Source organism: Nocardioides caldifontis, from assembly GCF_008087345.1.
Classification (GTDB): domain Bacteria; phylum Actinomycetota; class Actinomycetes; order Propionibacteriales; family Nocardioidaceae; genus Marmoricola_A; species Marmoricola_A caldifontis.
This window is the reverse complement of the sequence record NZ_VHIB01000017.1, coordinates 1-26,165: the sequence shown is the minus strand read 5'-3', so window position 1 is coordinate 26,165 and position 26,165 is coordinate 1. Positions and strand designations below refer to the sequence as shown.

General features: G+C 70.5%; 24 protein-coding genes, 1 tRNA gene and 2 pseudogenes. 18 read left to right on the top strand and 9 right to left on the bottom strand.

Features of this window, described 5'->3' with window-relative positions; all coding sequences use genetic code 11:
- Positions 1 to 61: 61 nt before the first annotated feature.
- Positions 62 to 1,753 carry a sensor histidine kinase gene (locus FIP57_RS21615; RefSeq protein WP_148575687.1) on the top strand — a complete coding sequence of 564 codons (1,692 nt, stop codon included), beginning with the start codon at positions 62 to 64 and terminating at the stop codon, positions 1,751 to 1,753.
- 11 nt (positions 1,754 to 1,764) lie between these two features.
- Here the strand turns inward: FIP57_RS21615 and FIP57_RS21610 are convergent, their stop codons facing one another.
- A complete protein-coding gene (locus FIP57_RS21610) occupies positions 1,765 to 2,235 on the bottom strand; it encodes a GNAT family N-acetyltransferase (protein WP_148575685.1) in 471 nt (156 codons plus the stop codon).
- A gap of 63 nt (positions 2,236 to 2,298) precedes the next feature.
- On the opposite strand from FIP57_RS21610, the pseudogene FIP57_RS24460 reads away from it, so the two are divergent.
- Positions 2,299 to 2,610, top strand: a pseudogene (locus FIP57_RS24460) (alpha/beta fold hydrolase); the annotation flags it as partial.
- A gap of 174 nt (positions 2,611 to 2,784) precedes the next feature.
- Positions 2,785 to 3,513, top strand: a complete 729-nt coding sequence (gene recO / locus FIP57_RS21600; RefSeq protein ID WP_148575804.1) for a DNA repair protein RecO — start codon at positions 2,785 to 2,787, stop codon at positions 3,511 to 3,513.
- Positions 3,514 to 3,526: 13 nt separating this feature from the next.
- Here the strand turns inward: recO and FIP57_RS21595 are convergent, their stop codons facing one another.
- Positions 3,527 to 3,997 (bottom strand): MarR family winged helix-turn-helix transcriptional regulator, encoded by a 471-nt coding sequence (locus FIP57_RS21595; RefSeq protein ID WP_148575683.1) that lies wholly within the window; start codon positions 3,995 to 3,997, stop codon positions 3,527 to 3,529.
- Positions 3,998 to 4,062: 65 nt separating this feature from the next.
- Here FIP57_RS21595 and FIP57_RS21590 point away from each other — a divergent pair, with 65 nt between their 5' ends.
- Positions 4,063 to 4,869 (top strand): isoprenyl transferase, encoded by an 807-nt coding sequence (locus FIP57_RS21590; RefSeq protein ID WP_148575681.1) that lies wholly within the window; start codon positions 4,063 to 4,065, stop codon positions 4,867 to 4,869.
- Positions 4,870 to 4,884: 15 nt separating this feature from the next.
- Here the strand turns inward: FIP57_RS21590 and FIP57_RS21585 are convergent, their stop codons facing one another.
- The 5 genes from FIP57_RS21585 to FIP57_RS21565 are packed head-to-tail and all read right to left on the bottom strand — an operon-like array spanning position 4,885 to position 8,879.
- On the bottom strand, positions 4,885 to 5,724 hold the full coding sequence (locus FIP57_RS21585; protein ID WP_148575679.1) for an acyl-CoA thioesterase domain-containing protein: 840 nt from the start codon (positions 5,722 to 5,724) through the stop codon (positions 4,885 to 4,887).
- Between the two features lie 45 nt (positions 5,725 to 5,769).
- On the bottom strand, positions 5,770 to 6,177 hold the full coding sequence (locus FIP57_RS21580) for a Fur family transcriptional regulator (protein ID WP_148575677.1): 408 nt from the start codon (positions 6,175 to 6,177) through the stop codon (positions 5,770 to 5,772).
- Positions 6,164 to 7,159 (bottom strand): metal ABC transporter permease, encoded by a 996-nt coding sequence (locus tag FIP57_RS21575; protein WP_148575675.1) that lies wholly within the window; start codon positions 7,157 to 7,159, stop codon positions 6,164 to 6,166. Before FIP57_RS21575 ends, FIP57_RS21580 begins: the two co-directional genes overlap by 14 nt.
- Positions 7,156 to 7,986 carry a metal ABC transporter ATP-binding protein gene (locus tag FIP57_RS21570; protein ID WP_148575673.1) on the bottom strand — a complete coding sequence of 277 codons (831 nt, stop codon included), beginning with the start codon at positions 7,984 to 7,986 and terminating at the stop codon, positions 7,156 to 7,158. Before FIP57_RS21570 ends, FIP57_RS21575 begins: the two co-directional genes overlap by 4 nt.
- A complete protein-coding gene (locus FIP57_RS21565; protein WP_148575671.1) occupies positions 7,977 to 8,879 on the bottom strand; it encodes a metal ABC transporter substrate-binding protein in 903 nt (300 codons plus the stop codon). The genes FIP57_RS21570 and FIP57_RS21565 overlap by 10 nt, the downstream gene beginning before the upstream one ends.
- A 63-nt stretch (positions 8,880 to 8,942) precedes the next feature.
- Between FIP57_RS21565 and FIP57_RS21560 the strand changes: the two genes are divergently transcribed.
- The 14 genes and pseudogenes from FIP57_RS21560 to FIP57_RS21500 all read left to right on the top strand — a co-directional run bounded on the left by FIP57_RS21560 (position 8,943) and on the right by FIP57_RS21500 (position 22,694).
- Complete coding sequence (locus tag FIP57_RS21560; RefSeq protein WP_148575669.1) at positions 8,943 to 9,260, top strand: antibiotic biosynthesis monooxygenase family protein; 318 nt, start codon at positions 8,943 to 8,945, stop codon at positions 9,258 to 9,260.
- A gap of 42 nt (positions 9,261 to 9,302) precedes the next feature.
- Complete coding sequence (locus FIP57_RS21555; RefSeq protein ID WP_420846722.1) at positions 9,303 to 10,745, top strand: glycine--tRNA ligase; 1,443 nt, start codon at positions 9,303 to 9,305, stop codon at positions 10,743 to 10,745.
- 56 nt (positions 10,746 to 10,801) lie between these two features.
- Complete coding sequence (locus FIP57_RS21550; protein ID WP_148575665.1) at positions 10,802 to 11,491, top strand: hypothetical protein; 690 nt, start codon at positions 10,802 to 10,804, stop codon at positions 11,489 to 11,491.
- A complete protein-coding gene (dusB, locus tag FIP57_RS21545; RefSeq protein WP_148575663.1) occupies positions 11,488 to 12,636 on the top strand; it encodes a tRNA dihydrouridine synthase DusB in 1,149 nt (382 codons plus the stop codon). The genes FIP57_RS21550 and dusB overlap by 4 nt, the downstream gene beginning before the upstream one ends.
- 166 nt (positions 12,637 to 12,802) lie before the next feature.
- Positions 12,803 to 13,678 (top strand): VldE C-terminal domain-containing protein, encoded by an 876-nt coding sequence (locus tag FIP57_RS21540; protein ID WP_148575660.1) that lies wholly within the window; start codon positions 12,803 to 12,805, stop codon positions 13,676 to 13,678.
- Positions 13,679 to 13,790: 112 nt separating this feature from the next.
- Positions 13,791 to 15,074, top strand: a complete 1,284-nt coding sequence (locus FIP57_RS21535; protein ID WP_148575658.1) for a deoxyguanosinetriphosphate triphosphohydrolase — start codon at positions 13,791 to 13,793, stop codon at positions 15,072 to 15,074.
- Positions 15,075 to 15,141: 67 nt separating this feature from the next.
- A pseudogene (locus FIP57_RS24575) lies at positions 15,142 to 15,324 on the top strand (CHC2 zinc finger domain-containing protein); the annotation flags it as partial.
- A gap of 21 nt (positions 15,325 to 15,345) precedes the next feature.
- On the top strand, positions 15,346 to 17,970 hold the full coding sequence (gene dnaG / locus FIP57_RS21530) for a DNA primase (protein ID WP_420846724.1): 2,625 nt from the start codon (positions 15,346 to 15,348) through the stop codon (positions 17,968 to 17,970).
- Entirely contained in the window at positions 17,970 to 18,473 is a 504-nt protein-coding gene (locus FIP57_RS21525) for a hypothetical protein (protein ID WP_148575654.1), read from the top strand. Before dnaG ends, FIP57_RS21525 begins: the two co-directional genes overlap by 1 nt.
- A gap of 129 nt (positions 18,474 to 18,602) precedes the next feature.
- Positions 18,603 to 18,678, top strand: a tRNA-Asn gene (locus FIP57_RS21520).
- A gap of 153 nt (positions 18,679 to 18,831) precedes the next feature.
- Positions 18,832 to 19,200 carry a helix-turn-helix transcriptional regulator gene (locus FIP57_RS23815; RefSeq protein WP_203231399.1) on the top strand — a complete coding sequence of 123 codons (369 nt, stop codon included), beginning with the start codon at positions 18,832 to 18,834 and terminating at the stop codon, positions 19,198 to 19,200.
- Positions 19,201 to 19,418: 218 nt separating this feature from the next.
- A complete protein-coding gene (locus FIP57_RS21510; protein WP_148575652.1) occupies positions 19,419 to 20,474 on the top strand; it encodes a tyrosine-type recombinase/integrase in 1,056 nt (351 codons plus the stop codon).
- A gap of 136 nt (positions 20,475 to 20,610) precedes the next feature.
- On the top strand, positions 20,611 to 21,630 hold the full coding sequence (locus FIP57_RS21505) for a DUF3644 domain-containing protein (RefSeq protein ID WP_162529922.1): 1,020 nt from the start codon (positions 20,611 to 20,613) through the stop codon (positions 21,628 to 21,630).
- A 590-nt stretch (positions 21,631 to 22,220) separates the two neighbouring features.
- Positions 22,221 to 22,694, top strand: coding sequence for a hypothetical protein (locus FIP57_RS21500; protein WP_148575648.1), 474 nt, complete (start codon positions 22,221 to 22,223; stop codon positions 22,692 to 22,694).
- A gap of 455 nt (positions 22,695 to 23,149) precedes the next feature.
- On the opposite strand, the gene FIP57_RS21495 is transcribed toward FIP57_RS21500, so the two are convergent.
- A complete protein-coding gene (locus tag FIP57_RS21495; protein ID WP_148575646.1) occupies positions 23,150 to 24,604 on the bottom strand; it encodes a hypothetical protein in 1,455 nt (484 codons plus the stop codon).
- Between the two features lie 218 nt (positions 24,605 to 24,822).
- Entirely contained in the window at positions 24,823 to 25,674 is an 852-nt protein-coding gene (locus FIP57_RS21490) for a hypothetical protein (protein WP_148575643.1), read from the bottom strand.
- Positions 25,675 to 26,165 lie beyond the last annotated feature (491 nt).

Below are 26,165 nucleotides of genomic sequence, written 5' to 3'. Positions count from 1 at the left end.
CAACGGCGATCGAAGCGGCGATCAGAGCAGCGATCACGAGCAGCGGCACAGGGGCGGCAGGGTGCAGGCGACGAACGAGCCGGAGGGTGTCCGGCAGGCGGTGATGGCCGTGCCCAAGGTCGTCATCCGCCAGCTCGTGCTGCTCGTGCCGCTGCTGGCGAACCTGGCGCTGCTCGCGGGGTGGGCCGGGGTCGGGCTGACCGACACGTTCGTGATGGCCGGCCTCGGTGTCGTCGCCGTCGCCACGCTGCTCGCGCTCGTCGGCGGCCGCGCGGCGCCGCTGTGGCTGTTGACCGCGACCCTCATGCTCGACCTCGTCGGCATCGGGCTGATGCGGCTCACTCCCGACGGCAACGGCTTCGGCCCGCTCGCCGTGCTCCCGGCGATGTGGCTCGCCGCCGACCACCGGCTCCGGGGCGTCGGGTTGGCGTTCCTCGGCACCGCCACCTTCGTGGTCGCCCCGACGTTGGTCTACTACGGCCCCGAACCGGCCTGGTGGTCGCGCGGGCTGGTGCTGAGCATCCTCGCCGTCCTGTGCGCGTTCATCGTGGCCGGCACCGGCCAGGTCTGGGTGCGGCAGAACTCCGAGCTCGAGGAGCAGGGCACCCGGCTCGCCCGCGCGCTCGACGACGTGCTCGCCAACCGGGCCCTCAACGACGCGATCGTCGGCACCGTCGACGTCGGGCTGGTCGCGCTGGACCGCGACGGCACCTACCAGTCGATCAACCCTCGTCAAGCGGCCTTCATGGCGCTCGCCTTCCCCGCGGGGCACGCGGGCCGGGCCGGCCAGCTCGGTGACGTCTTCGCCGCCGACCGGGTCACCCGGCTCACCACCGAGGAGATGCCTACCTCCCGCGCGCTCCTCGGCGAGGAGTTCGACGACCACCGGATCTGGATCGGAGCCGAGCCGAGCAAGCAGCTCGCGCTCTCGGTCTCCGCGCGCTCGGTGCGGGACGGCTCCGGGGAGCGGGACGGCGCGGTCCTCGTCTACAAGGACATCACCCCGCTGATGGCCGCGTTGAAGGTGAAGGACGACTTCGTCGCCTCGGTCTCGCACGAGCTCCGCACGCCGCTGACCTCGATCATGGGGTTCCTCGACCTGGTCCTCGACGACGAGGAGGGCGTCGACCCGGGCGTCCGCCGCAAGCTCGAGGTCGCCAAGCGCAACTCCGAGCGGCTCCTCGACCTGGTCAGCGACCTGCTGCTCACCGCGCAGGTCGACGACGGCTACGTCGCGCTCGACGTCGAGCCCACGGACCTCTCGACGATCGTCCGCGAGTCGCTCGCCCACAACGCCCCTCGCGCCGAGGCGCAGGGGCTGGGGCTGCGCCACTCGGTCCAGCCCGGGCTGGTGGTCCACGGCGACCCGGTGCGGCTGCGTCAGATCGTCGACAACCTGCTGACGAACGCCGTGAAGTACACCCCGAGCGGGGGGAGCGTCGCCGTCGAGCTCGAGGGTGGCGACGAGGACCTCTGGCTCAAGGTGAGCGACACCGGCATCGGCATCGCGCCGGAGGACCTCGGCCGGCTCTTCATGCGGTTCTTCCGCAGCCAGGAGGCCGAGGACCGCGCCATCCAGGGGATCGGGCTCGGCCTCGCCATCACCCGGTCGATCGTGGAAGCCCACGGCGGCACCATCCTGGTCGAGTCCGAGCCGGACCGGGGGAGCACCTTCATCGTCCGGCTGCCGCTGGACGGACCGCGGTCGCCGGGGACGTCCGGCGGCCACCACTGGGCCGCCGACGCCGGCTGAGCCCGTCCCCCTCAGCCGCCCAGCACGAGCAGCGACTTGGTCAGGGTGGCCCCTGGCCGGATCGGCGCCTGCTCCCCGGTGGGCGTGAACCCGGCGCGCTCGTACAGCCGGCGGGCGGAGCCGTTGCCGTCGGCCACCCACAGCCGGGCGCGCAGCCCGGCCGCGCCGATGTCGGCGACGACCGCGTCGAGGAGCAGCCGGCCCAGCCCCTGGCCGCGGTGGGTCGGAGCGACCCACATCGCGACGACGTCGCCCCAGCCGGGCTCCCGGACGAACCAGCCCGCGGTCGCCGCCGTGACCCCGTCGACGCGGGCGACCAGGTCGCGTCCGCCGGCGAGCCGGCGGCGCCAGTCGGCCTCGCCCCACCCCTGCTCGCGGGAGAGGGCCGAGCCGAAGGCGTCGGGGTCGGCGGTGAGCGCCCGCAGCCGGACCTCCCGCCACTCCTCCCAGTCGTCGGGGGTGACGCGCACGAGCTCGACCATGCTCCCGTTGTAGCCGGTGGCGCCGCGGCTGCGCACCCCGCCCCGTGCGCTCAGAGTGGGCGCATGACGACCTCACGGCTGGTGTCGGAGCGCGTCGGCCAGTTCTTCATCGACGACGACCGGTTGGAGTACACCGCGTTCGGCGGCGGCGACCGTTGGGTGGTGCTCCTCCAGAGCCAGCTGGTGCCGCGGACCATGCACGACCGGCTCGGACGGGTGCTCGCCGCGGCGGGGATGCACGTGGTGACGCTGGACCTGCTGGGCCACGGCCGCTCGGACCGTCCCGAGGACCCCAAGGAGTACTCCGTCCCCGCCTGGGCCGAGCAGGTCGTGGCGCTCCTCGACCACCTCGGCGCCGAGCAGGCCGTCGTCGGTGGCACCTCGCTCGAGCCGGCAGCGGCGGACGATCGACGCGCCCGCGCTGGTCGTCGGCCACCCGCGCGCCCCGGTGCACCTCGCCGCCGACGCCCGGATGCTCGCCGAGGAGCTGGCCGGGGCGCGCCACGTGGCGGCCCGGCTCCGCCACGCCTGAGCGGGCACAATGGGTCGGTGCCCCTCTACCGCGACGAGGCGGTCGTGCTGCGCACCCAGAAGCTGGGCGAGGCCGACCGCATCATCACCCTCCTGACCCGCCGGCACGGCCGGGTCCGCGCGGTCGCCAAGGGGGTACGCCGGACCTCTTCACGGTTCGGCGCCCGGCTGGAGCCGTTCAGCCACGTCGACGTGCAGCTGGCGGAGGCGCGGAGCCTCGACGTGATCACCCAGGCGGAGACGCTGGAGCCCTACGCGAGCCGGGTGGGCGCCGACTACGCCGCCTACACCGCCGGCACCGTCATGCTCGAGACCGCCGAGCGGCTGGTGACCGAGGACAAGGAGCCCGCGGTCCAGCAGTACCTCCTGCTGGTCGGCGCGCTCCGGGCCATGTGCGACGCCGGCCGCCCGCCCGCGCAGGTGCTCGACGCCTTCCTGCTCCGCTCGCTCGCGGTGGCCGGCTACGCCCCGTCGTTCGACGGGTGCGCCCGGTGCGGCCTCGAGGGGCCGCACGTCGCCTTCAACCCGTCGGCGGGCGGGATGCTCTGCAGCGACTGCCGGCTGCCCGGCTCGGCGCGCCCCGCCTCCGAGACCGTCCGCGTCCTGGGGGCGCTGCTCTCCGGCGACTGGGCGACGGTCGGCGCCACGGAGGAGCGCCACCTGCGGGAGGCCAGCACGCTGGTCGCGGCCTACCTGGCGTGGCACCTCGAGCGAGGGCTGAAGTCGCTCACCCACCTCCAGCGTTGAAGCCGGAGCCGACTCAGGCAGGCGCGCCGTTCTGGTTGGTGCCGTTCTCCCAGTCCTCGACCACCCGCTCGATGGAGCGGTTGAACTTCTCGATCAACCGCCCGAACTCGTCCATCTCCTCCGGCGTCCAGTCGCGCAACGTGAACTTCAGCCACTCCCGCCGCCGGTCGCGGGTGGCGACCAGCACCTCCCGGCCCTCGTCCGTGACGTCGAGGAGCGAGGCCCGCCGGTCGGTGGGGTCGGCGTGGCGGGCGACCCAGCCGGTGTTCTCCAGCGACTGCACCTGCCGGGTGATCGTGGACGGGTCGAGCCCGAACGCGTGGGCGAGGGAGCCCAGCCGCTGCGGCCCCTCGTCGACGAGCCGGCACAGGATGCCGTACGCCGAACGGTCCATCTCGACCTCGCCGCCCGACGTGGTGAAGTGGATCCGCTGGACGCGCCTCAGGAGGATCGTGAGCTGCTGCTCGATCTGAGTGGTGTACATCTGATCCCTCCACCCTTCCCCGGTGGTCGGAGTGTAGGTCGGAATCGACGAGAGGAACGGGTGACATGCGCAGTCGGTCGCGAGGGGCTCGGAGCCGGCGGACCGCCGTACGCCCTCCGGAGCCGCACCCGAGCGGAGCGCGGCCGCCTGCCTTGCTGCCGGAGCTCGTGCCCCGGCACGTCGCGGTGATCATGGACGGCAACGGCCGGTGGGCGAAGCAGCGGGGGCTGCCGCGCACCGCCGGCCACGAGCGGGGGGAGCACGCGCTCTTCGACGTGGTCGAGGGGGCGATCGAGATCGGGGTCAAGGCCGTCTCGGCCTACGCCTTCTCCACCGAGAACTGGTCGCGGTCGCCCGACGAGGTCCGGTTCCTCATGGGGTTCAACCGGGACGTGATCCGGCGGCGGCGCGACGAGATGCACGAGCTGGGCGTCCGGGTCCGGTGGGCCGGGCGGGCGCCCCGGCTGTGGCGGTCGGTGATCAAGGAGCTGCGGGTCGCCGAGGAGCTGACCGCCGACAACGACGTGCTGACGCTGACGATGTGCGTCAACTACGGCGGCCGGGCCGAGCTCGCCGACGCCGCGCGGGCCCTGGCCAAGGACGTCGCCGCGGGACGGGTGAACGCCGACCGGGTGGACGAGAAGACCTTCGCGCGCTACCTGTACGTCCCGGAGCTCGCCGACGCCGACCTGGTCTGGCGGACGTCGGGGGAGCAGCGGCTGTCGAACTTCATGCTCTGGCAGGCGGCGTACTCCGAGATGGTCTTCAGCGACGTCCTCTGGCCCGACGTCGACCGGCGCCACCTGTGGGAGGCGATCGACGCCTACGCGCGCCGGGACCGCAGGTACGGCGGGGCGCTCCCGAACTCCTGAGGTCGCGTCGCTGGCTCAGACGCTCCTGCGCTCGCCGCTCTCGGTGTACTCGACGTTCTCGAAGTTCACCACGCGCTCGGCGTTCGCCAGCGACGTCACCATCGAGGAGCCGAGGACTCCGGCCCGGTCGAGGACCGTCGCCGTCCCCACCGCGACGCCGTCGTGCTCGATCCGGTCCGCGGCGACCAGCCCGACCTCGAGCCCGACGGCCGGTCGGGACAGGGCGAGGGTGATGTCGGTGTTGATGTACTCCACGCCGTTGGCGCCCCAATTGGTGACCATGCTGGTGGCGTCGGCGACGCTGGCCACGACCTGGAACGCGGTCGGCCGCTCGCCGACGACGATCGGCAGCCCGGTCTGCCAGGTCTGCTTCCGTGAGGCGTTCTGGTGGTCGGAGAACCGCTGCGACCACCCGTTCTCCTCGCTGTGGAAGAACGGCACCCGCGGCTCCTCGCTGGGTGGCACGACGTCCTCGGGCGGCGGCGACGGCCGCTCGGAGGGGGTCCACACCTCGCCGGGGGCGGAGCGGGTCTGCTTGAGGAACGTCGCGCTCGCCCGGGCCACCCGCCGACCGTCCTGCTCGAGCAGCACGTCGACGAGGCAGATCCGCGGACCGTCGCGGACCACCTCGGCGGAGAGGTCGCACCGGACCATCGACGCGGGCCGGAAGAGGTCGACGGTCCACCGCGCCGGGCTCAGGTCGTCACGCCCGGCGTCGTGCGCGCACCGCTCGGCGGTCCGCGCCAGCGCGCCGGAGAGCGCGACGCCGTGCATCTGGTCGTCCTTCCACATGCTGCGAGCGATCGGGGTGGGCACCAGGCCGTCGCCCTCGACGGTGAAGAACGCGAGATCCATGGGCCGAATCCTGGCAGGTGGTCCCGGGGAGCCGGCCCCGGGCGGTCAGGCGCAGTCCGGGCAGTGCCCGAAGATCTCCAGGGTGTGGCTGACCTCGGCGAAGCCGTGCTCCTCGGCCACCTTGGTGGCCCACCGCTCGACCGCTGGCCCCTCCACCTCGACCGTGTGCCCGCAGCCGCGGCAGACCAGGTGGTGGTGGTGGGTGTCGCTGCACCGGCGGTAGCGGGCCTCGCCGTCCTCGGCGCGGAGCACGTCCACCTCGTCGGCGTCGGCCATTGCCTGGAGGGTGCGGTAGACCGTCGACAGCCCGACGTTGTCGCCGCCCTGGCGCAACAGGTCGTGGATCTCCTGCGCGGAGCGGAAGTCGTCGAACCGGCGCAGGCACTCGGCGACCGCCCGGCGCTGCCGTGTGGGCCGCGCCGTCCGTGCGGCGCCGGCGTCAGTGCTCGTCATAGTGACCTCCGTGCGGTGCGTGCCGGTGCCCGTCGTGGACGTAGTCGACGTGGTCCCCGTGCACGATCGCGGGGTGGCCGCAGTCGGGGCCGTGCGCGTGCTCGTGCTCCTCGGGTACGACGGTGTGGGGCTCCTCGCGCGCCAGCACCGGTGCCGCGAACGGCGCGGTGACCCGGCGTCTCCTCCGCAGCCACGCGCCCACCGGCCAGGCCGCGGCGAACCCGGCGAGGGCGAGCAGCACGATCGTGGCGCCGGGCGCGACGTCGATCTCGGCCGAGACCAGCAGCCCGCCCACCGAGGCGGCGGTGCCCAGCGCCATCGCGAGCAGCAACGTGTCGCGGAACGCGCGGGTGAGCTGCTGCGCGGTCGCGACCGGCACCACCATCAGCGCGCTGACCAGCAGCAGCCCGACGGTGCGCATCGCCACGGTCACGGTGACGGCGGCCAGCACGGAGACGAGCACGTTGTAGGCGGTCACCCGGATCCCGGCGACCTTGGCGAACTCCGGGTCCTGCGCCACCGCGAAGAGCCGCGGCGCCAGCCCGACGGCGACGGCGACCACGACGACCGCGAGCCCCCCGGTCACCCACAGGTCGCCGATGTCGACGGTGGTGATCGAGCCGAACAGGTAGGTGTTGAGCGTCGTCGCGCTCTGGTCGGCGAGCCCGGTGAGGAACACCCCTCCCGCGATCCCGCCGTAGAACAGCAGCGCGAGGGCGATGTCGCCGCTCGCGCCGCCACGTTGGCGGACCACCTCGATCACCAGGGCACCTGCGATGGCCACGACGACCGCGGTCACGGTGGGTGAGGTGTTCGTCACGAGGCCGAGGGCGACGCCGGTCACCGCCACGTGGCCGATGCCGTCGCCCATCAGGGCCTGGCGCCGCTGCACCAGGTAGGTGCCCACCGCGGGGGCGGCGAGCCCGGTGACGAACGCCGCGATGAGCGCGCGCTGGACGAAGTCGTAGGCGAGGTAGCTCACGACGGGTGCTCCTCGTCGGGAGAGGTGGCGCGGTCGAGCGGCACGGCGAGCGCGGGGGAGTAGTCGACCGCCGGCCTCGGCGGGTGGTGGGCGTGCGCGTGGGGGACGTCCTCGAAGGACTCCAGCGGTGCGCCGTCGTAGGCGATGCGGCCGTCGCGCATCACGACCGTCCGGCCGACCAGCGGCTCCATCGGCCCCATCTCGTGGGCGACGAGCACGATGGTGGTGCCCCGCTCGACCAGCCGCCCGAGGATGCCGGCGAAGGCGTCCTGCTGGGCCAGGTCGACGCCGGCGGTCGGCTCGTCGAGGACCAGCAGCTCCGGACGGCCGGCGAGCGCGCGGGCGATGAGCACCCGCTGCTGCTGGCCGCCGGAGAGGGTCGCGACGCCGTCGCGGGCACGGTCGGCCAGCCCCACCGCCTCCAGGGCGTCGCGGGTGGCCTCGCGGTCCCGGCGCCGCATCGGGCCGACGAGCGGGCGGTGCGCCAGCCGCCCCGACGCGACCACCTCCCACACCGACGCAGGCACGCCGGCGGTCGCGGTCACCCGCTGCGGGACGAACCCGACCCGGCGCCAGTCGCGGAACCGGTCGACGGGAGCGCCGAAGAGCTCGACGCTGCCCCGACGCAGCGGCGCCAGCCCCAGGACGGTGCGCACCAGGGTCGACTTGCCGGAGCCGTTCGCGCCGAGGACGGCGACCACCTCGCCGGCCGTCACGGTGAGGTCGACGCCACGGAGCACCGGCCGGCCGCCGAGCTCGACGCAGCCGTCGGTGACGCGGAGGACCACCGGGTCCACCTCCGTGGCCATCACCGGGTTCACCTGCATCCGTTCGCCTCCTGCAGCGCCTCGACGTTGCGACGCATCAGCGACAGGTAGTCCTCGTCCTCGGTGTCCTCGGTCAGCCCCTCGACGGGGTCGAGCACCGCGGTGGCGAGGCCGAGGTCGTCGGCGAGCGTCTCGGCCATCTTCGGGCTGGCGAGCGTCTCGGAGAAGACGGTGGTGATCCCTTCCTCCTCGATCAGCTCCTGGAGCTCGGCGAGGTGCGCCGGGGAGGGCTCGGCGTCGGGGGAGAGCCCGGCGATCGGCGCCAGCTCGAGGTCGTAGCGGCGGCCGAGGTAGCCGAACGCGTCGTGGCTCACCACGACCGTGCGTCGCTCGCAGTCGGCCAGGGCGGCGGAGGTCTCCTCGTCGAGCGCGGCGAGGTCGTCGACGAGCGCGTCCGCGTTCGTCCCGTAGTCCGTGGCGTGGTCGGGGTCGAGCCTGCTCAGCTCGTCCTGGACCGCCCGGGCGAGCAGCGCCATCGCGTTGGGGTCGAGCCAGAAGTGCGGGTCGTCGGGGGCGACCTCGGTGGGCGCCCCGTCGGGGAGGGCGATGCCCTGGGTCTCGAGCAGCTCCATCGCGTCGACCACCGTGCCCTCGGCGTTCTGCTCGGCCGCCTCGTCGACGGCCGGCTGGAACCCGCTGCCGTGCACCACAAGGTCGGCGTCGGTGAGCTCGGCGGTCTGCTCGATGCCGAGCTCGAGGTCGTGCGCCTCCTGGCCGGGGGAGGTGAGGTTGGTGACCGTCGCGTGCTCGCCGGCGACCCGCTCGACGACGAACTGGACGGGGTAGATCGAGGTCACCACCGAGACGCCGCCGTCCCCGGACGTGCCGTCGTCGCCGCACGCGGTGAGGGGGAGGGCGAGCAAGGCGAGGGGGAGCAGGAGTCGTCGCGTCATGATGAGAACGATTCTCAGCCGGAATGAGAACCGTTGTCAAAAGGTGCGGGCTAGCCTGTCGGGGTGCTGGTGGTGACGCGGTTCCGTGGTGACGTCGGCGACCTCGCCCTCGGCGAGCAGCTCGCCGAGGCGCTCCAAGTGCTCTCCACCCAGCGCGGCTACGTCCGCGGAGTGGTGGGCCGCAACGTCGACGACCCGACCCTGTGGGTCCTGCAGACCGAGTGGGTGGGGCCCGGTGCCTACCGTCGCGCCCTCTCGTCGTACGACGTGAAGATGCGGGCGTGGAGCCTGCTGGGGCAGGCGATCGACGAGCCCAGCGCCTACGAGGTGGTGCGTCCCGGGGAGGAGCTCAACCGGTCAGAGCCGCGGCAGAACGGCTGACGACCCCCGGATAGTCTTGACCCTTCCGCCGCCAGCCAGTCGGTGGACCGTGTGCAGATCAAGGGAGAGATCGTGACCACCAAGCCAGGGGCCAAGGTCGACAACGTCGTCAGCCTCGCGAAGCGTCGAGGCTTCGTCTACCCGTGCGGCGAGATCTACGGCGGCACCCGGTCCGCCTGGGACTACGGGCCGCTCGGTGTCGAGCTGAAGGAGAACATCAAGCGCCAGTGGTGGCGCTCGATGGTGCAGCAGCGCGACGACGTCGTCGGTCTCGACTCCAGCGTGATCCTCCCGCGGCAGACCTGGGAGGCCAGCGGCCACGTCGACACCTTCACCGACCCGCTGACCGAGTGCCAGTCGTGCCACAAGCGGTTCCGCGCCGACCACCTGCAGGAGCAGGAAGCGGAGAAGAAGGCCAAGAAGAGTGGGCACCGTGACAACCCCGACGACGTCGACCTGACCACGGTGGCCTGCCCGAACTGCGGCACGCGCGGCGCGTGGACCGAGCCGCGCCAGTTCTCCGGGCTGCTCAAGACCTACCTCGGCGTGGTCGAGGACGAGTCGGGGCTGCACTACCTGCGCCCGGAGACCGCGCAGGGGATCTTCCTCAACTTCAACAACGTGGTGACCAGCGCCCGCAGGAAGCCGCCGTTCGGCATCGCCCAGATCGGCAAGAGCTTCCGCAACGAGATCACCCCGGGCAACTTCATCTTCCGCACCCGCGAGTTCGAGCAGATGGAGATGGAGTTCTTCGTCGTGCCCGGCACCGACGAGGAGTGGCACCAGCACTGGATCGACGTGCGGACGCAGTGGTACGTCGACCTCGGGATCGACCCGGCGAACCTGCGCCACTACGAGCACCCGCAGGAGAAGCTGTCGCACTACTCCAAGCGGACCGTCGACATCGAGTACCGCTTCGAGTTCGCCGGCACCGAGTGGGGCGAGCTCGAGGGCATCGCGAACCGCACCGACTTCGACCTCTCGACCCACAGCAAGCACTCCGGGCAGGACCTGTCGTACTTCGACCAGGCCAAGAACGAGCGCTACACGCCCTACGTCATCGAGCCGGCGGCCGGGCTGTCCCGGAGCCTGATGACCTTCCTGGTCGACGCGTACGCCGAGGACGAGGCGCCGAACACCAAGGGCGGCGTGGACAAGCGGACCGTGCTCCGGCTCGACCCGCGGCTGGCCCCGGTCAAGGTCGCGGTGCTGCCGCTGTCGCGCAACGCCGACCTCACCCCGCGGGCCAAGGACCTCGCCACCGAGCTGCGGAAGTACTGGAACGTCGAGTTCGACGACGCCGGTGCGATCGGCCGCCGCTACCGCCGCCAGGACGAGATCGGCACGCCGTACTGCCTGACCGTGGACTTCGACACCCTCGAGGACCAGGCCGTGACGGTCCGCGACCGCGACACCATGCAGCAGGAGCGGGTCTCGCTGGACTCCGTGCGCGGCTGGATCGCCGAGAGGCTGCCGGGTTGCTGAGCAGGATGCCGTGCCGATTGCCGGGCTCCCGTGGCTCCGCACGGCACAATGGAGCGGTGTCCGAGATGCCCCGCTTCCGTCGCCTCGTCGTCCCTGCCGTCGCCACCGCCGCGCTGGCGCTGGCCGGCTGCTCCGACGATGCCGGCGGTGAGGACGGCGGCGACGGCGCCGAGGCCGACGCGGCGAGCGCGTCGCCCAGCCCCACGACGACCGTGGACGTGCCCGACGACGTCGAGCTGACCGAGCCTGGCACCCAGCTGCAGTTCCGCCAGCCGGCCACGGTCGCCCACGAGGCCGGCCGCCAGGGCGGGGTGCTCCGGATGCGGGTCGACTCCGCGGTCCAGGGGACGATCAAGGACTTCGCCGGGTTCGAGCTCGACGACCCGTACAAGAAGCGCGGCAACTACTTCTACGTCCGCGTGACGGTGAGGAACGCCGGCGAGGAGCCGTTCGGCGACGTCGCCGTGCCGCTGTGGGGGATCAGCGGGGAGAACACCCTGCTCCAGGCGGTGCAGTTCACCTCGGCGTTCAACAAGTGCCCGACCGAGAACCTCCCGGCCGCCTTCAAGCCGGGCGACACCTTCAAGACCTGCCTGGTCTTCCTGTCGCCGAACAAGGGGTCGCTCGAGGGCGTCTCCTACCGTCCCACCGAGGACTTCGTCCCGATCGAGTGGCGCGGTGAGGTCACGACGCCGAAGGAGAAGAAGGGCAAGCGCGGCGGGAAGGGCCGGGCCGCCTCCGGATGAGCGCGACGCCCGCTCTCCCGCACCCGGGGCTGCGGCTCGGCGACCTCCGGGTGGCCACACCCGTGGTGCTGGCCCCGATGGCCGGGATCACCAACGCGGCGTACCGGCGGCTCTGCAGCGAGCAGGGCGCCGGGCTCTACGTCTGCGAGATGATCACCAGCCGCGGGCTGGTCGAGGGTGACGCCACGACGTTGCAGATGCTCGTCTTCGACGAGCGGGAGACCACCCGGTCGGTGCAGCTCTACGGCACCGACCCGGCGTACGTCGGGAAGGCCGCCGAGCTCCTCTGCGCCGAGCACGGCGTCGACCACATCGACCTCAACTTCGGGTGCCCGGTGCCCAAGGTGACCCGCAAGGGCGGGGGCGGGGCACTGCCCTGGAAGCGCAGCCTGCTCGCCGCCGTGCTCACTGCCGCGGTGCAGGCCGCCGAGCCGTACGGCGTGCCGGTGACGATGAAGACCCGCAAGGGGATCGACGACGACCACCTGACCTACCTCGACGCCGGCCGGATCGCGGAGGAGACCGGCGTCGCGGCGATCGCGCTGCACGGCCGGACCGTCGCCCAGGCCTACTCGGGCACCGCCGACTGGACCGCGATCGGCGAGCTCGTCGCCCACGTCTCGATCCCGGTGCTCGGCAACGGCGACATCTGGGAGGCGCGCGACGCGCTCCGGATGGTCGGGGAGACCGGCGCCGCAGGGGTCGTGGTCGGCCGCGGCTGCCTCGGCCGCCCGTGGCTCTTCCGCGACCTCGCCGCCGCGTTCGCCGGCGAGCAGGTGGCGACCCTGCCGGACCTCGGCGAGGTGGCCGCGATGATGCGGCGCCACGCGGAGCTGCTCGTCCACCACATGGGGGAGGAGCGGGGGTGCAAGGAGTTCCGCAAGCACGTGGCCTGGTACCTCAAGGGGTTCGCCGCCGGCGGTGACCTCCGTCGCGAGCTCGCCCTCGTCGACACCCTGGAGACCCTCGACCGGCTGCTCGCGCAGCTCGACCCGACGGCGCCGTTCCCGGTCGCCGAGCTCGGGACACCGCGCGGCCGGCAGGGGAGCCCGCGGCGGGTGGTGCTGCCGGAGGGGTGGCTCGCGGACCGCGACGGCGTGGGGTGCAGCGCACCCGAGGACGTCTGGTCGGGTTCCGGCGGCTGACCGGCCGATCGCTACCGATCCGGTAGCGCAAAACGGACGTTCCTGCGGATACGTGGTAAGGCGCTGTGACGCTGTCCACAGGGCTGGACCTGAATGCGGCTCAGAGTGGCCTCGTGTGTTTCACTGCCGGACTGAAGTCCTGAAGTCGACACGTAGGAGCACCCCTATGCCTTCAGCGCGACACCGGGCCACGGCCCGACCCGCCGCGCTCCTCCGCAGGACCAGCCTCGCCCGGGTCACCGGGATCGCCTCCGTGGTCACCGCCATGGTCGTGACGGTGGGGCTGGCGACCGGAGCCTCGGACAAGGACCTCGCCCCGTCGGGCGACACGGCGACGAACGCCGCGGCCTCCGCGGGCGCCATCGAGGCGCTCCAGGCGTCGCGCGAGGAGCAGCGCGTCTCGCGCTCCGCCCAGCGCACCGCCGGACGGGTCGCCCTGGCACCGAAGCCGGTGGACCACAAGTTCGCGAGCGAGCCCCTCAACATCTGGAAGCAGCCCCGGGAGAAGGGGCCCAAGGTGGGGGTCCTCGAGGAGCGCACCAAGGTCGCGGTGACCGGGCAGGTCGTCGGTGGGTGGGCCGAGGTGCTGCTGACGGGGCCGAAGGGCAAGGAGCTCGTCCGCTGGGTCAACGCGGAGTACCTCGCCGACGAGAAGCCGAAGCCCGAGACCGGACCGGAGGCCGGCGTCTCCAGTGCGCCGTGCCCCGACGGCTCCGAGATCGAGGGCGGCCTGACCTCGACGGCGACGGTGGTCTACCGCGCGGTCTGCGCGGCCTTCCCGCAGCCGACCACGTACGGCGGCTTGGACCCGCACGGCGAGCACGTCGACGGGCGGGCGATCGACATCATGATCTCCGGCGAGGTCGGCTGGCAGATCGCCGAGTGGCTCCGTGCCAACGCCTCCCGGCTGCAGATCCGCGACATCATCTACTCGCAGAGGATCTGGACCCCGGACCGGGCGTCGGAGGGGTGGCGCTACATGTCCGACCGTGGGTCGGTCACCGCCAACCACTACGACCACGTCCACGTGGCGGTCTACTGACGCTCCCGGCGCCCAGCGCCTGCGTCGAGCCGCCCCTCGTGCCGCACCGAACCGCCCCTCGTGCCGCTCACGAGGGGCGGTTCGTCGGTCCTGGTGGCTAGGGTCGCTCCCGATGGGGTCGACGGAGAGGTACGACGACGCGGCGCGCGCCCGCTTCGTCGACGAGCCGCGCAAGCACTCGACGCGCACCCCCTTCGAGCGTGACCGCGCCCGGGTGGTGCACAGCGCCGCCCTCCGCCGGCTCGCTGCGAAGACCCAGGTGGTCGGCCCGCAGAGCGACGACTTCGTCCGCAACCGGCTCACCCACACCCTCGAGGTCGCGCAGGTCGCCCGCGACCTGGCCCGCCAGCTCGGCTGCGACGCCGACGTCGTGGAGACCGCCGCGCTCGCCCACGACCTCGGCCACCCGCCGTTCGGCCACAACGGGGAGCGGGCGCTCGACGAGGTCTCCGGCCCGGCCGGCGGGTTCGAGGGCAACGCCCAGACGCTGCGGCTGCTCACGCGGCTCGAGGCGAAGAGCACCACGCCGGACGGCCGCAGCGCAGGGCTCAACCTGACCCGGGCCAGCCTCGACGCGGCGACGAAGTACCCCTGGCCGCGCCGCGACGCGGCACCCCCGGTCGGGGCGCATGCCGACGGCACCCCGCGCTCGGTCGCCAAGTTCGGGGTGTACGACGACGACGTGGAGGTCTTCGCCTGGCTGCGCGAGGGCGTGCCGCCTCGGAGGCGCTGCCTCGAGGCCCAGGTCATGGACCTTGCCGACGACGTCGCCTACTCGGTGCACGACGTCGAGGACGGTGTGGTCGCCGGCCGCGTCGACCTGCTCGCCCTCGGCGATCCCGGGCTGCGGCGCGACGTCTGGCGGACCGTCCAGGAGTGGTATCTCCCGTCCGCCGAGCCCGCCGCCCTCGACGCCGCCCTCGACCGGCTCGCCTCCGAGCCCGGCTGGCCCACCTCGGCGTACGACGGGAGCCGCGGCGACCTGGCCGCGCTGAAGAACCTCACCTCCGACCTCATCGGCCGGTTCTGCCGGGCGACGACCGAGGCCACCCACGAGCAGTTCGGGGGCGACCCGCTGACGAGGTACGCCGCGGACCTCGTCGTGCCCCACGAGACGCTGCTGGAGATCACCGTCCTCAAGGGCGTCGCCGCACACCTGGTGATGCGCGCCGAGGACCGGATGAAGCTCCTCGCCCGCCAGCAGGAGGTCGTCCGGCAGCTCGTCGAGGCGCTCGTCGGCGGCGGGCCGGAGCTGCTCGAGCCGCGGTTCCGCCCTGACCTCGAGGAGGCTCCGGACGAGGCGGCCCGGCTCCGGGTCGTCGTCGACCAGGTGGCCAGCCTCACCGACGCCAGCGCCTGGGAATGGCACGCGCGGCTGTGTCGACCAGCGGGCTGAACGCCCGGACCGCACGCCCTGTTGAGGGGCGGCGAGCCGCTCCCCGGCGCGACATAGACTGCGGCCCGTGGCTGGGCTGATCCGCGAGGAGGACATCGCGCTGGTGCGCGAGCGCGCCGACCTCGTCGAGATCGTCCGGCAGTACGTCACCCTCAAGCCCGCCGGCGGGGGAGCGTTCAAGGGGCTCTGCCCCTTCCACGACGAGAAGAGTCCGTCCTTCCACGTCCGTCCCGGTCGCGGCTTCCACTGCCTGGCTGGTGAGACGCGGGTGATGACCTGGGAGGGCACCAAGCCGATCCGCGAGCTTGCCGGAGGCGTCCACCGGATCCTCGGTGTGGACGCACGGTGGCACTGGGCGCCCTTCAAGTCGTACGGCGTCCAGCGATTGTGGAAGCTCACCCTGACCCGGAACCGACAGGTCAAGGAGATCTACGCGACCGACGGCCACCGTTGGTTCGTCCGGGCGGGCAAAGACCAGTCATCGCGGCGTGAGGTCGTGACCACGGGGCTGAAGGCGGGCGACCGGCTCTGCTACGTCTTCCCTGGCTCCCGCATCTCGCAGACCGTCGCATCGCCCTTCGGCGTCGCCCACGGGTTCACCTTCGGAGACGGCACCAGGACTCGGCACCGCGGCTCGATGGCGTTGATCTGCCCTCCGAAGGACGAGGCGATCCTCAAGTACTTCCCCAACAGCGTCACGTCGGCATCCGGGCCCAACCTCCTGGTCCACCACCTGCCGGGGTTCTTCAAGGAGCGCCCGCCGCTCGACGAGTCGGCGTCCTACCTCCTCGGATGGCTCGCCGGCTACTTCGCGGCGGACGGTTGTGTGGCCAAGGACGGGACGGTCATCCTCAACTCGGCGTCGCGCGAGGACCTCGAGTTCGTGCGACTCCTGTGCACACGCCTGGGCATCGCCACTTACGGGGTCACAACGCAGTCGCGGGTCGGGTTCGAGGGGCGCGAGCCGAGCGACCTCCACAGGATCCACTTCGTCAACGACGACCTCCCACCGGACTTCTTCCTCATCCCCGAGCACCGCGAGCGCTTCGTCGCTGCTCAGAAGAAGTTTGCGCGACGGGGATGGGTGGTGCAGTCGGTAGAGGAGACCGAACGCGAGGAAGAGGTCTTCTGTGCGGAGGTCGAGGAGGGGCACGCCTTCGTCCTCGAGGACAACATCCTCACGGGTAACTGTTTCGGCTGCGGCGAGGGGGGCGACGTCATCTCGTTCCTGATGAAGCACGACGGGCTGGCGTTCGCCCAGGCGGTGGAGTACCTCGCGGACCGCACCGGCGTGCAGCTGCGTCGTACGGAGGAGGACGACCACACGCCGCGGCCGAAGGGGCCCGGCCGCCAGCGGCTCGTCGAGGCGCACAAGCTCGCCCAGGAGTTCTACGCCGACCAGCTCGGCGGCCCGGACGCGGTGGCCGCCCGCCAGTTCCTCTCCGAGCGCGGGTTCGACCAGCAGGCAGCGCTCACCTTCGGCCTCGGCTTCGCGCCACGGGACGGCGAGGCGCTCTACAAGCACTTGCGGCAGAAGCGGTTCAGCGACGCCGAGCTGGTCACCGCCGGGCTCGTCGCCCAGGGCCAGCGAGGCCACTACGACCGGTTCCGCGGCCGGCTGCTCTGGCCGATCCGGGAGACCTCGGGGGAGACGATCGGGTTCGGGGCCCGGCGGATCTTCGACGACGACCGGATCGAGGCGAAGTACCTCAACACCCCCGAGACGCCGATCTACAAGAAGAGCCAGGTCCTCTACGGCATCGACCTCGCGCGCCGGGAGATCGCCAGGTCGTCGCAGGCGGTGGTCGTCGAGGGCTACACCGACGTGATGGCCTGCCACCTCTCCGGCGTCGGCACGGCGGTCGCGACCTGCGGGACGGCGTTCGGCGAGGACCACGGCCGGGTGCTGCGGCGGCTCCTCCACGACCACGAGGAGTTCCGTGGCGAGGTGATCTTCACCTTCGACGGCGACGAGGCGGGGCAGAAGGCCGCGCTGCGGGCGTTCGGCGGCGACCAGCAGTTCGTCGGCCAGACGTACGTCGCGGTGGAGCCGGACGGGCTCGACCCCTGCGACCTGCGGCTGAAGTCCGGGGACGCGGCCGTCCGCGAGCTGGTCGCCCGGCGGATCCCGCTCTACCGGTTCGTGCTCGGCAACGTGGTGCAGCGCTACGACCTCGATCGCGCCGACGGGCGGATCGACGCGCTCCGCGAGGCCGCGAAGCTGGTCTCGAGCATCCGGGACCGGTCGAAGGTCGACGCGTTCGCGCGCGAGCTCGCCGGCATGGTCGGCGTGGACATCGAGGAGGCGCGCGCGGAGGTACGCCGAGCGTCCGGGCGGGCGCCGTCGGGACGTGAGCCCGCCGCACCCGCAGCCGCCGCGCCCAGGCGGACCGACCTGCCCGACCTCCGCGACCCCCGGTTCGCCCTCGAACGGGAGACGCTGAAGCTCGTCGTCCAGCACCCGCAGCTGGTGGCGCCGATCTCGGCCGACCTCGGCGGCAACGACTTCACGCATCCCAGCTACCGCGCGGTGTGGGACGCGGTCGCCGCGCACGGAGGCCCCGCCGGCGCGCCGGAGCCGGAGGTCTGGGTCGGCAAGCTGCGCGACGCGCTGTCCGGTGCGGGCCAGGACCCCTCCGCGGCGCAGGTGCTCAACGCATTGGCGGTGGAACCGGTGCTGAGCGCCCGGGACCCCGATCCGACCTACGCCGCGGCGAACGTCTACCGGCTCCTCGAGCTGACCGCGATGCGCCGGATCAACGACTTGAAGTCGAAGCTGCAGCGGACCAACCCGGTGGACGAGGCGACCGAGTACAACCGGATGTTCGGCGAGCTCGTCGCCCTCGAGAGCCACCGGCGGACGCTGCGGGAGAAGGCGATCGGGGCCGCGGGCTGATGCGGCTCTTCGGACGTGGCGCGGAGCTGCCGGCCGAGGTGCGGGCCGCCGTGCGTGGTCGGCCGCTGGCGTCGGCGCGGGCGGAGGACGGGACCTGGCTGGTCGGCACCCGGGACGCCCTCTTCGTGGTCGGGGACGACCCGGTGTGCCTGCGCTGGGAGCGGGTGCTCCGTGGGGACTGGGACCAGGACACCTCGACGCTGACCGTCGAACGTGTCGAGGAGTACGGCGAGCCGACCACCGCGTGGTCCTTCGTGCTGCCGGAACCGGGTGGTCTCGTGCCGTTGCTCCGGGAGCGGGTAAGCGCCTCCGTGCTGCTCCAGCGGCGGGTGCCGATCGAGAAGAAGCGCGGCCTGATCGTCATCGCCCGCCGGCCACCGGCGGGCGGCACGGTGACGTGGGCGTACCAGTTCGACCGCGGCATCGATACCGCCGATCCCGACGTGGCCGCCGCCGCGGAGGAGGCGCTGCGCGACGCCCAGGAGTCCCTCGGGCTGTTGTGACCAGAGTTCGGGGAGCCCTTGACCTACCAGGTGCGTCACGGTTACCCCGATCACGTGTCACCCCTTCGATGTGCGTCGTTCCGGGGCAGTTGCTAACCTGTCGGGGCTGCGGCTTCGAGCCGCGGCCGATCCCCTGTAGCTCAATTGGCAGAGCATTCGGCTGTTAACCGGAGGGTTGTTGGTTCGAGTCCAACCGGGGGAGCCACGGAACCCCGCCTGGCCTGCGGAAACGCGTCAGGCGGGGTTCTTCTGTTTCGACCCAAAGCCCCGCTAATGACAACTTTGCGACAACTTTGGGGCTGCGTAGGGCCCTGACGGAGCGCCGTCACAGGGGTCTCAGGCGTACCTGGCTTGCGCCATGTCCAGCCACATCGCTCCTTCCGCCAGCGGCCTCCCGGAGGACCTCGCCGCCTACCGTCTGCTCACCTCTGACGAGGCGGCCCTTGTCCTCTGCGTCCCGGTCGCCACCCTCCGGATGTGGCGCTCCCGACGCCGCGGCTACGGCCCGCGAGCCGTCCAGGTCGGCGGCAGCGTCCGCTACCGGTTGGTCGACCTCCTTGCGTGGATCGACGACCACACGGAGACCGACGACGGCCACCTTCCCGATGGGGTGGAGGCGTCCAAGCGCGGCAAGGGCTCCCCGGCCGAGCTGCCGAGCCTGACTCGACAGCGTCGACCAGCTCAGATCGCTCGCCAGCGCTCTCATACAGACCAAGCAGCGCCCTGACGGCGGCATCCGAACGGTTGCCGCCCAGCCGGCGCCCGTGATCCAAGGACCACCGCATGGCACGAACGTCTCTCTACCCCGGCGAGATCGGGAAGATCACCGCCACGCAGCTCGGACCCGGCCGATGGGAGGCCGGTGCCGTCTACCGCGACCACGCGGGCGTGCGGGCCAGGTGCCGCAAGAAGGGGCGCACCGCGGCTGCAGCACGACAGGCACTGATGGATGAGCTGAGAGAACGGCTCGAGGCCGAGACTTCCGCCGGTGAGGTCGGGCCGAGCACCTCTGTGCGTCTCGCGATCGAGACGTACCTCGAGCGCCGACTGGAAGATGCCCGGAACGGCGTGGGCCGGGCGAACCCGCGCAGCATCAAGATCTATCGCTCGGTAGCGACCAACTGGATCGTTCCGATCCTGGGGGAGCTTCAGGTCCGCCACCTGACCCCGGGGCGGCTCGACGGGTACTTCCGCAGGGACGTGCCCCCAAGCCGCTACCCCGACGTCCGCAAGGTCCTCCACGGCTTCCTCGGATGGCTCGTGGTCCAAGGGGCGCTACGAACCGACCCCCTTGCGAACATCCAGAGCTACCAGCGAAAGGACGTGCAGCGGCGGTCCAAGGATCGAGAAGTGACGGCTTCCGACCTGACCGCCGTGTTGGAAGCAATAGAGGCGTGGATGACGGCGGAACGGCCAGGGCCGCGACCCAGCACGGTGTACCGCGACCTCGTCCTGTTCATCGCTGGTACCGCCTGCCGTCCCGGTGAGGCGCTCGCCGTGCGACATGAGGACGTCGACTTCGCCTATCCAGTAGAACCCGGCGTGACCAGGCCGGTCGTTCACATCACCGGAACCGTCGTGGTTGACGATGCGACCGGCAAGCTGACCCGCCAGCCGCACACGAAGGGGAGCGGCGCCGGCGACCGCACCCTGGTTGTCCCGTCCTTCGTGGCCTCGATGCTGCGAGAGCGGCTAATGGCTGCCCCGCCGAACGAGAACGACGCCGTCTTCGCCACCCGGACCGGGAACTGGATGTCGCTCAACAACATCAACACGCGGCTGCGGGACCGCATCTTGAAGGACACTGAGGTCGGCACGTGGTTCGAGCTCCGACTGCTGCGGTCCGCGACCGGAACCGTCGTCGCCAACGCTGCCGGCGCGGAGGCAGCCGCTGCCCAGATGGGCAACACACGTGAGATCGCCGAGAGTCATTACATCCACAAGAGCCGGCTCGCCCCGGACCACTCGGCTCATATTGAAGCTGTTTGGGCTCGGACGTGACCGGCTCTGGGGCAGGCCGCCGCGACTCGTCCCGCCCGTGTTCCAGCGTCACGTAATCTCACGGGGAGAGCCCGGGCTCGGCGGGCCACGACTGGGGAAGGAGCGTCGGATGCCGCCCCGCCCACGCTGGTGGCACATGCTGCAAGCCGCGAAGAATGAAGCTCGGTTGGCCGTCGATCTCTACAACCGTCAGGGCAACGAGCGGCAGTTGGAGGCGTTCCTCGTCCATATGGCGATGGCTTGGCTCAAGCTGATGCAGGCACACACTCAGAGAACCGGCGGCGATCTGTTCATCCGCGACAAGTCCGGTCGGCGCGTCCGGCACGAGGACGGGGACTGGCGGTACAAGGCGTCGAATCAACTGCTCAAGGAGCACTTCGCCGACAACGACGCCCGCAAAGTCAACATCGAGTTCTTCACCGGTCTAAGGAACCGTGTGGAGCACCGCCACGAGAACAACATCGCCGCTCTGGTCGCCGGACGCACCCAGGCGCACCTCCTGAACTTCGAGCGAACCCTCGTCGAGTGGTTCGGTGCCGACGAGGCCTTGGCATCCGAGCTGCGCTTTCCCCTCTTTGTTTCCTCGATCACGCAGGACGCCGTCGCGGCCGTGAAACGCGTGCGCAGTCACGTGCCGGTGGCGGTGCTCGAATGGATCCAGGACTTCGACGCCACGATCGAGCCGAGCATCGCCGAGGACCAGGCTTTCGACTTTCGGATCTACCTCATACCGCACAAGGGGCCGAAGACCGAAGCCGACGCGGCGATGACCTACGTGAACGCCGGCGATCTGACCGATGAGCAGAACGCGGTGGTGGACCAGGTGCGCACCATCATCCGTGAGAAGCAGGTGCCGGTCGCGGATCTCGGGAATCTCCGCCCCGCGCAGGTGGTGACGAAGGTCGCCGAGGCCATCGCTCGCCCGTTCACGATGCACATGCACACACAATCCTGGCGCTTCTTCAAAGCCCGTCCACCGAGCGGTGCAGCGGATAAAGCGGCGACACGAGCCGACTTCTGCAGGTGGAACCCGGCCTTCGAGCAGTACGTCTATACCGAGGCATGGGTGAGTTTTCTCGTTCGCAAACTGTCGGACGAAGCCACGTACGATGCGGTCGCCGCCTACGACCCCAGCACTTCGTCGGGCGGCGCGTGACCCTCCACTGAACGGCCGGACTTACGATGCGGGCGTCGGCTCCGGACGTCGGTTGCGCCAGCTGGTCGCAGTTGCGGAGGCGCGAGGTAAAGACCCAACCGTGGCTCGGCACGCTATGCGGAGGCGTAATGGCAGGGCTGCTCTGGCAGGCCTACCCCCAAATCATGTCCCAGCGCAGTGATCGGGGACGACCGCACCGACCACCTGCGGCACTTGTAACGCCCAGTCAGCACGGCCGCGCCCTCGCCGACTAGTCGGTCAGGAGCTAGCCGCTGTCTCCATGGCCTGCGCCAGCTGGTGGAACGGTCCGCTGACCACGCCTTATCGACGGTCGGCCGGCGCACGCGGGAGATGAAGTGCTCGTCCCTCATTTGAATATCGTGACCAACGCTTGCGACGATCCGTGCTGGCGACGACCGCCGAGGAATGACGATCGAGCTCGGCGGTCGCACCGTTCGCGCGCAGCGACCCGCCCGCAACGGTGTTCGCCGGGGTCACGGGACCAGGCGGCCGCCGAGACGGGTGCCGCGGCACGTCGGCTTCATGAGGGGCCACAAGCGGGCGGGCGAGTCCGGCCTACGGTCTTGACCATGACGAACGAGTACTGGACACCCGGTTTCGAGTTGATGCTCGAGGAAGCCCGTCGATCGATCGACCGACAGAGTGAGCGCGTGCACAATGTCCGGGACCGGGCTATTGGGCTTGTTGGGTTCGGATCGATCGTAGCGGCGTCTTTCGGATTCGTGGGGGATCGGGCGCTCGATACGACCGGCTACGTGGCCGCGCTAGCCTTCGTGCTTGTAGCGGGGGCGGCACTCTTCGTACTGTTCCCGCGCAAGTTTCACTTCGAGCTCAGCGCTACGCGAATCGACGCTTGGTTCGACGATCGCCACACTCAGAGGCTAGGGCCCGATCACATGCTCTACTCCACAGCGATGAGCCACCAAGCCAACCACACGTATAACTACGCCAAGCTGGCCCGCATGCAGACAAGCATTGCGATAGGTGTAGCGGCCTTGGCCGTCGAGTCTCTGGCTCTGTTGGCTCGACTCGTGTTGAAATGACCTTGTGGCCGACGAAGATCAAGCTCCTCCGCCACCGCCCGAGCGGCCGGAGCCCCTGCCCAATCCTGTGATTCCGGACATCCGCGAGAACCAGCCGCCTCCGCCTCCACCTCCGCACGACGTTGAAGTCAAGGGCGACTAGTCGCAGCGACGCACGTGCCCGATCCCGCCCGATGCGGAACGCCAACCGGGCTCAGCGCGTACTAGCACGACGCAACAGTGACGCGACAGCACGGTGAAGGCACCGTCGCCCGAGTCAAAGGCTTCAGGGCCGCGCTCAGCTGCCTGCCAGCGATGGGAGCAGCGTGGCGAGCGCGCCCGCGTGCATCGGGCGACCAATTCGGAGGAAGCGTCGGTCTCAGCCAGCGGAAAGGGGCAGGCGCTAGCGACATGTGCGGCAGACGTCTCCACGCCCCGCCAGCAGGTTCTCGCCGTGGCGGACGAGACGTCAGGAGCTAGCCGTCCCTCGATCGCAATGCCGCGAGCTGCTGCCACGGACCGACTGACCACGCGTGGTCGATGATCGGGTTCCGTCGATGCTTGCGCCCGTACAGTTGCTGCTTCAGCGCGACGCCGGCGCCCATCGGCCAGGGGTATTCCTCTTGCTCGGCGCGGGCATCGAGGATGACTTGACCAGGCGCCAAATCTTTCACTGTCACCCAATGCTCGACCTCACCAGCTGAGGTCACCCCGATCGGAAAATCTGGGCGCTCGCGGTCGAGCAGCGGTCGGTGGAACGCGCTGTTGAGGACGTGGAAGTCCTCGAGGGTCACCAGCAGCCCGACGCGAGGGCGGTCTCGAGGAATGTGGGCGAAGGCGGGGTGGTGCTCGTCGATCAGCCGGTCGGCTCGCTCGAGTTGCTCGACGCCCTTGTTGAGCATCCGCTTTAGCTCTGCTTGCGCATGCTCGTTGCCTGCCCGGACGGGAGCCGTGGGTCGAACCGATTTCACCTCGACCAGGACGACCACCTCGGGCAGGGTGGCGATGAAGTCCACTGTCTCGTGGTTGTCGCGACCGTAGCGAAACCCGGGCTCGACCACATCGGGTCCGAGGAGGCGCAGGTGTGAGCCGATGTATGGCTCGAATAGGTCGCCGAGATCATCCGCGAAGGCCTTGTCCCATCGTTTGATGCCGGCGTAGTAGAGGCCGAGTGGGCTCAGACGGCGCACGACGAGGGCGGGAACGGGGATGAGCCAGTCCTCGTGAAGTCCGCTCACTGCGGGCCGGCTCAGCAGCGGGTTGTGTCCGTAACGGCGCCACACTGATGGGCGTGGCCGACCGTTCTGAGCGGCGAACTCGGAAGCGTCGATGACGTAGCTACGGGTCCAAGCGGCCCGCAAGAGATCGGGGTCGGTGACGTCGCGGAGAAAACTGAAGTTCGGCTGGTCGAGCCACTTGGGATTGAACCGGCCCTGGTTTGGCTTCGCCGCGATATGCAGCATCTCCCCGGCGGCGATGAAGGTGACTAGGTCGGCTCCGAGGAGCTCGGTGTCCCACCCGTTGCGGATCACCCGCAGGGGCCGCTTTGGCTCCGTGTAGTTGAAGAGTGCGATAGCGCGCGTCATCTCGTGGCGGAGCGGAAGTTGATACTCGAGTTGCTCGGAGATCCGCAGGAAGAACCCAGCCACGAGACCGTTGAACCCCTCAACCATCTCCGGGTCGTCAAGTTCGTTGTAGGCGTCGTTGCACGCGACCAGGTCAGCGAACGTCGCGTCCTTCCGGTGCTGATTGCCGTAGGCCAGGCAAACCCGAGCAATCTCTGCGAGGGCCCAGGGCGAGCCGAGGCCGCGTTGCCCTTCCTTCATCCAGTCGTCCGGTTGCATTCGCGTCGAGGCGAAGCGCGCGATCAAGGGCAGTAGAGCGCTTGGCTTGTGCCGGCGCACGCGGGCGATGAACTCCTCGTCTCTCACGGTGTCATCGTTACGGACGGCTCCGACGGTCCCCCGTTCAACGCAGCTACACGGCCTCGGCGCTGCTCGCTGCGAGCGTCCGCCCAGGCACCGCTGCGAACGGCATCGTCGCTTAGGCGCAATGCGAGCGCGCCCGACTGGCGGCGGTTAGACGCAATGCTGTTCCGCCTCGTGCCGAGGCGTTCTGCTCATCCGGGACGGGTATGGGCGCGCGACCTCTAGACGCCGGTGCAGAGTAGTTCGGGTTCTCCGATGACGGGCCAGGACTCGATCGCATCCGGTGACGTGTCGAACAGCTGGATCCCAATCCGGTAGGGCTTGGAGAGCGGGATGTGCACAGGCAGGTCCATCCCGGGCGTCAGCGGGGTCGACTCGTAGATGACCTGGTCGTCTGCGGTGAGCTTGACGGTGCCGCTCGAGCCGTCGTCGGAGACATCAGCGACGCCGAGGACACCGCTGAAGGCCTTGCAGTGGCGCCCGGGGGTGAACCTGGCTTCCCAGGTGCCGGCGTGGGAGAAGTAGGCAGCACCCCAGCCGACGTAGCGGATGCCGTTGATCGCGGCCTCACCAAAGAGAAGCCCGCTGGTCTCGTAGTACGGGTCGTACTCGGAGAGCGGGATCCAGCGCCAGATCGTAACGGCGGTGGCGTTCGACACGAAGCGCTTTCTGTTGTCCCTGTACTGAAGAGAGACGCGGTACCGCGCGTCGTTGAGGTCGGTGGCGACGGCTCTGAAGGTCACCTTGCTCTTGCGCTTTGCCCGAAGGGTCTTCACGGACTGCCACGACGGCTCGCCAAAGTAGGGGGGAACATGCCACCTCTGAAGCGTCACGGTTGCAGCCTTGGCTGGGGACTTGATGACGGCGGTCAGGGCGAATCGGTCACCCTCCTCGACTTGTTTCGCCGAAGCGGTCAGGGTCACCCCGCGCGAAGCCGCCATCGAGGAGGGCTTGGCGCTCACGTTGAACGAGGAAGCGGGCTCGGCTGCATCCGCGCCGGTCAACGCCCACATCGAGCTCACCGCAAGCGCGAAAAGGGTCGTGACAGCGCGGGCCCGAAACCTTTTCGACATGGCACATCCTCAACTACGGCGATTGGGGGGACTGTCGGCGTCCAATCGGCCTCAACTCCTCAGATCTGAGGGACATGAACGCGACACAGACGCCTCGGCATCAGCAGGGCGAAAGAGTCTCCTAGCTGGCCCCGGCTGAAGGCTCCTCCGAAGACAACGCGCCAGTACCCCGCGCTGACAAGCGGCGGAAGGAGCGTCGCAACCTCACGAGACGCCCCGGCTCAACGGCCGATGCAATGCTCCTCGACTACCCTTCCTGTCATGGCAGATGCGACGCCATCGGCTGCAGGGGATCCCGACGCGCGTAAACGAGAACTGCGCGCTGCACGACGGCGTGCGCGCAAGGAGCGGCTCCGAGAACTAACCTCGAACTTTCTTTTGGCTGTGGGTTGAGTCGTTGAGTGCGACGTCCGGGTCGGATCTGCGGCCGGGGCATGGATGGCCGCCGGCGCTGTAGTCGCCGGGTTCTCCGAGGCCTTGATTGTGACGGC

Excerpts from the sequence above, each read along its gene's own strand:
- FIP57_RS21525 (WP_148575654.1), top strand. The coding sequence starts at position 17,970 with ATGCGGCTCTTCGGACGTGGCGCGGAGCTGCCGGCCGAGGTGCGGGCC.
- dnaG (WP_420846724.1), top strand. The coding sequence starts at position 15,346 with ATGACCTGGGAGGGCACCAAGCCGATCCGCGAGCTTGCCGGAGGCGTC.
- FIP57_RS23815 (WP_203231399.1), top strand. The coding sequence starts at position 18,832 with ATGTCCAGCCACATCGCTCCTTCCGCCAGCGGCCTCCCGGAGGACCTC.
- FIP57_RS21535 (WP_148575658.1), top strand. The coding sequence starts at position 13,791 with ATGGGGTCGACGGAGAGGTACGACGACGCGGCGCGCGCCCGCTTCGTC.
- FIP57_RS21595 (WP_148575683.1), bottom strand. The coding sequence starts at position 3,997 with ATGTACACCACTCAGATCGAGCAGCAGCTCACGATCCTCCTGAGGCGC.
- FIP57_RS21505 (WP_162529922.1), top strand. The coding sequence starts at position 20,611 with ATGCTGCAAGCCGCGAAGAATGAAGCTCGGTTGGCCGTCGATCTCTAC.
- FIP57_RS21585 (WP_148575679.1), bottom strand. The coding sequence starts at position 5,724 with ATGGATCTCGCGTTCTTCACCGTCGAGGGCGACGGCCTGGTGCCCACC.
- FIP57_RS21590 (WP_148575681.1), top strand. The coding sequence starts at position 4,063 with ATGCGCAGTCGGTCGCGAGGGGCTCGGAGCCGGCGGACCGCCGTACGC.
- FIP57_RS21580 (WP_148575677.1), bottom strand. The coding sequence starts at position 6,177 with ATGACGAGCACTGACGCCGGCGCCGCACGGACGGCGCGGCCCACACGG.
- FIP57_RS21510 (WP_148575652.1), top strand. The coding sequence starts at position 19,419 with ATGGATGAGCTGAGAGAACGGCTCGAGGCCGAGACTTCCGCCGGTGAG.
- dusB (WP_148575663.1), top strand. The coding sequence starts at position 11,488 with ATGAGCGCGACGCCCGCTCTCCCGCACCCGGGGCTGCGGCTCGGCGAC.
- FIP57_RS21565 (WP_148575671.1), bottom strand. The coding sequence starts at position 8,879 with ATGACGCGACGACTCCTGCTCCCCCTCGCCTTGCTCGCCCTCCCCCTC.
- FIP57_RS21610 (WP_148575685.1), bottom strand. The coding sequence starts at position 2,235 with ATGGTCGAGCTCGTGCGCGTCACCCCCGACGACTGGGAGGAGTGGCGG.
- FIP57_RS21570 (WP_148575673.1), bottom strand. The coding sequence starts at position 7,986 with ATGCAGGTGAACCCGGTGATGGCCACGGAGGTGGACCCGGTGGTCCTC.
- FIP57_RS21500 (WP_148575648.1), top strand. The coding sequence starts at position 22,221 with ATGACGAACGAGTACTGGACACCCGGTTTCGAGTTGATGCTCGAGGAA.
- FIP57_RS21490 (WP_148575643.1), bottom strand. The coding sequence starts at position 25,674 with ATGTCGAAAAGGTTTCGGGCCCGCGCTGTCACGACCCTTTTCGCGCTT.
- FIP57_RS21540 (WP_148575660.1), top strand. The coding sequence starts at position 12,803 with ATGCCTTCAGCGCGACACCGGGCCACGGCCCGACCCGCCGCGCTCCTC.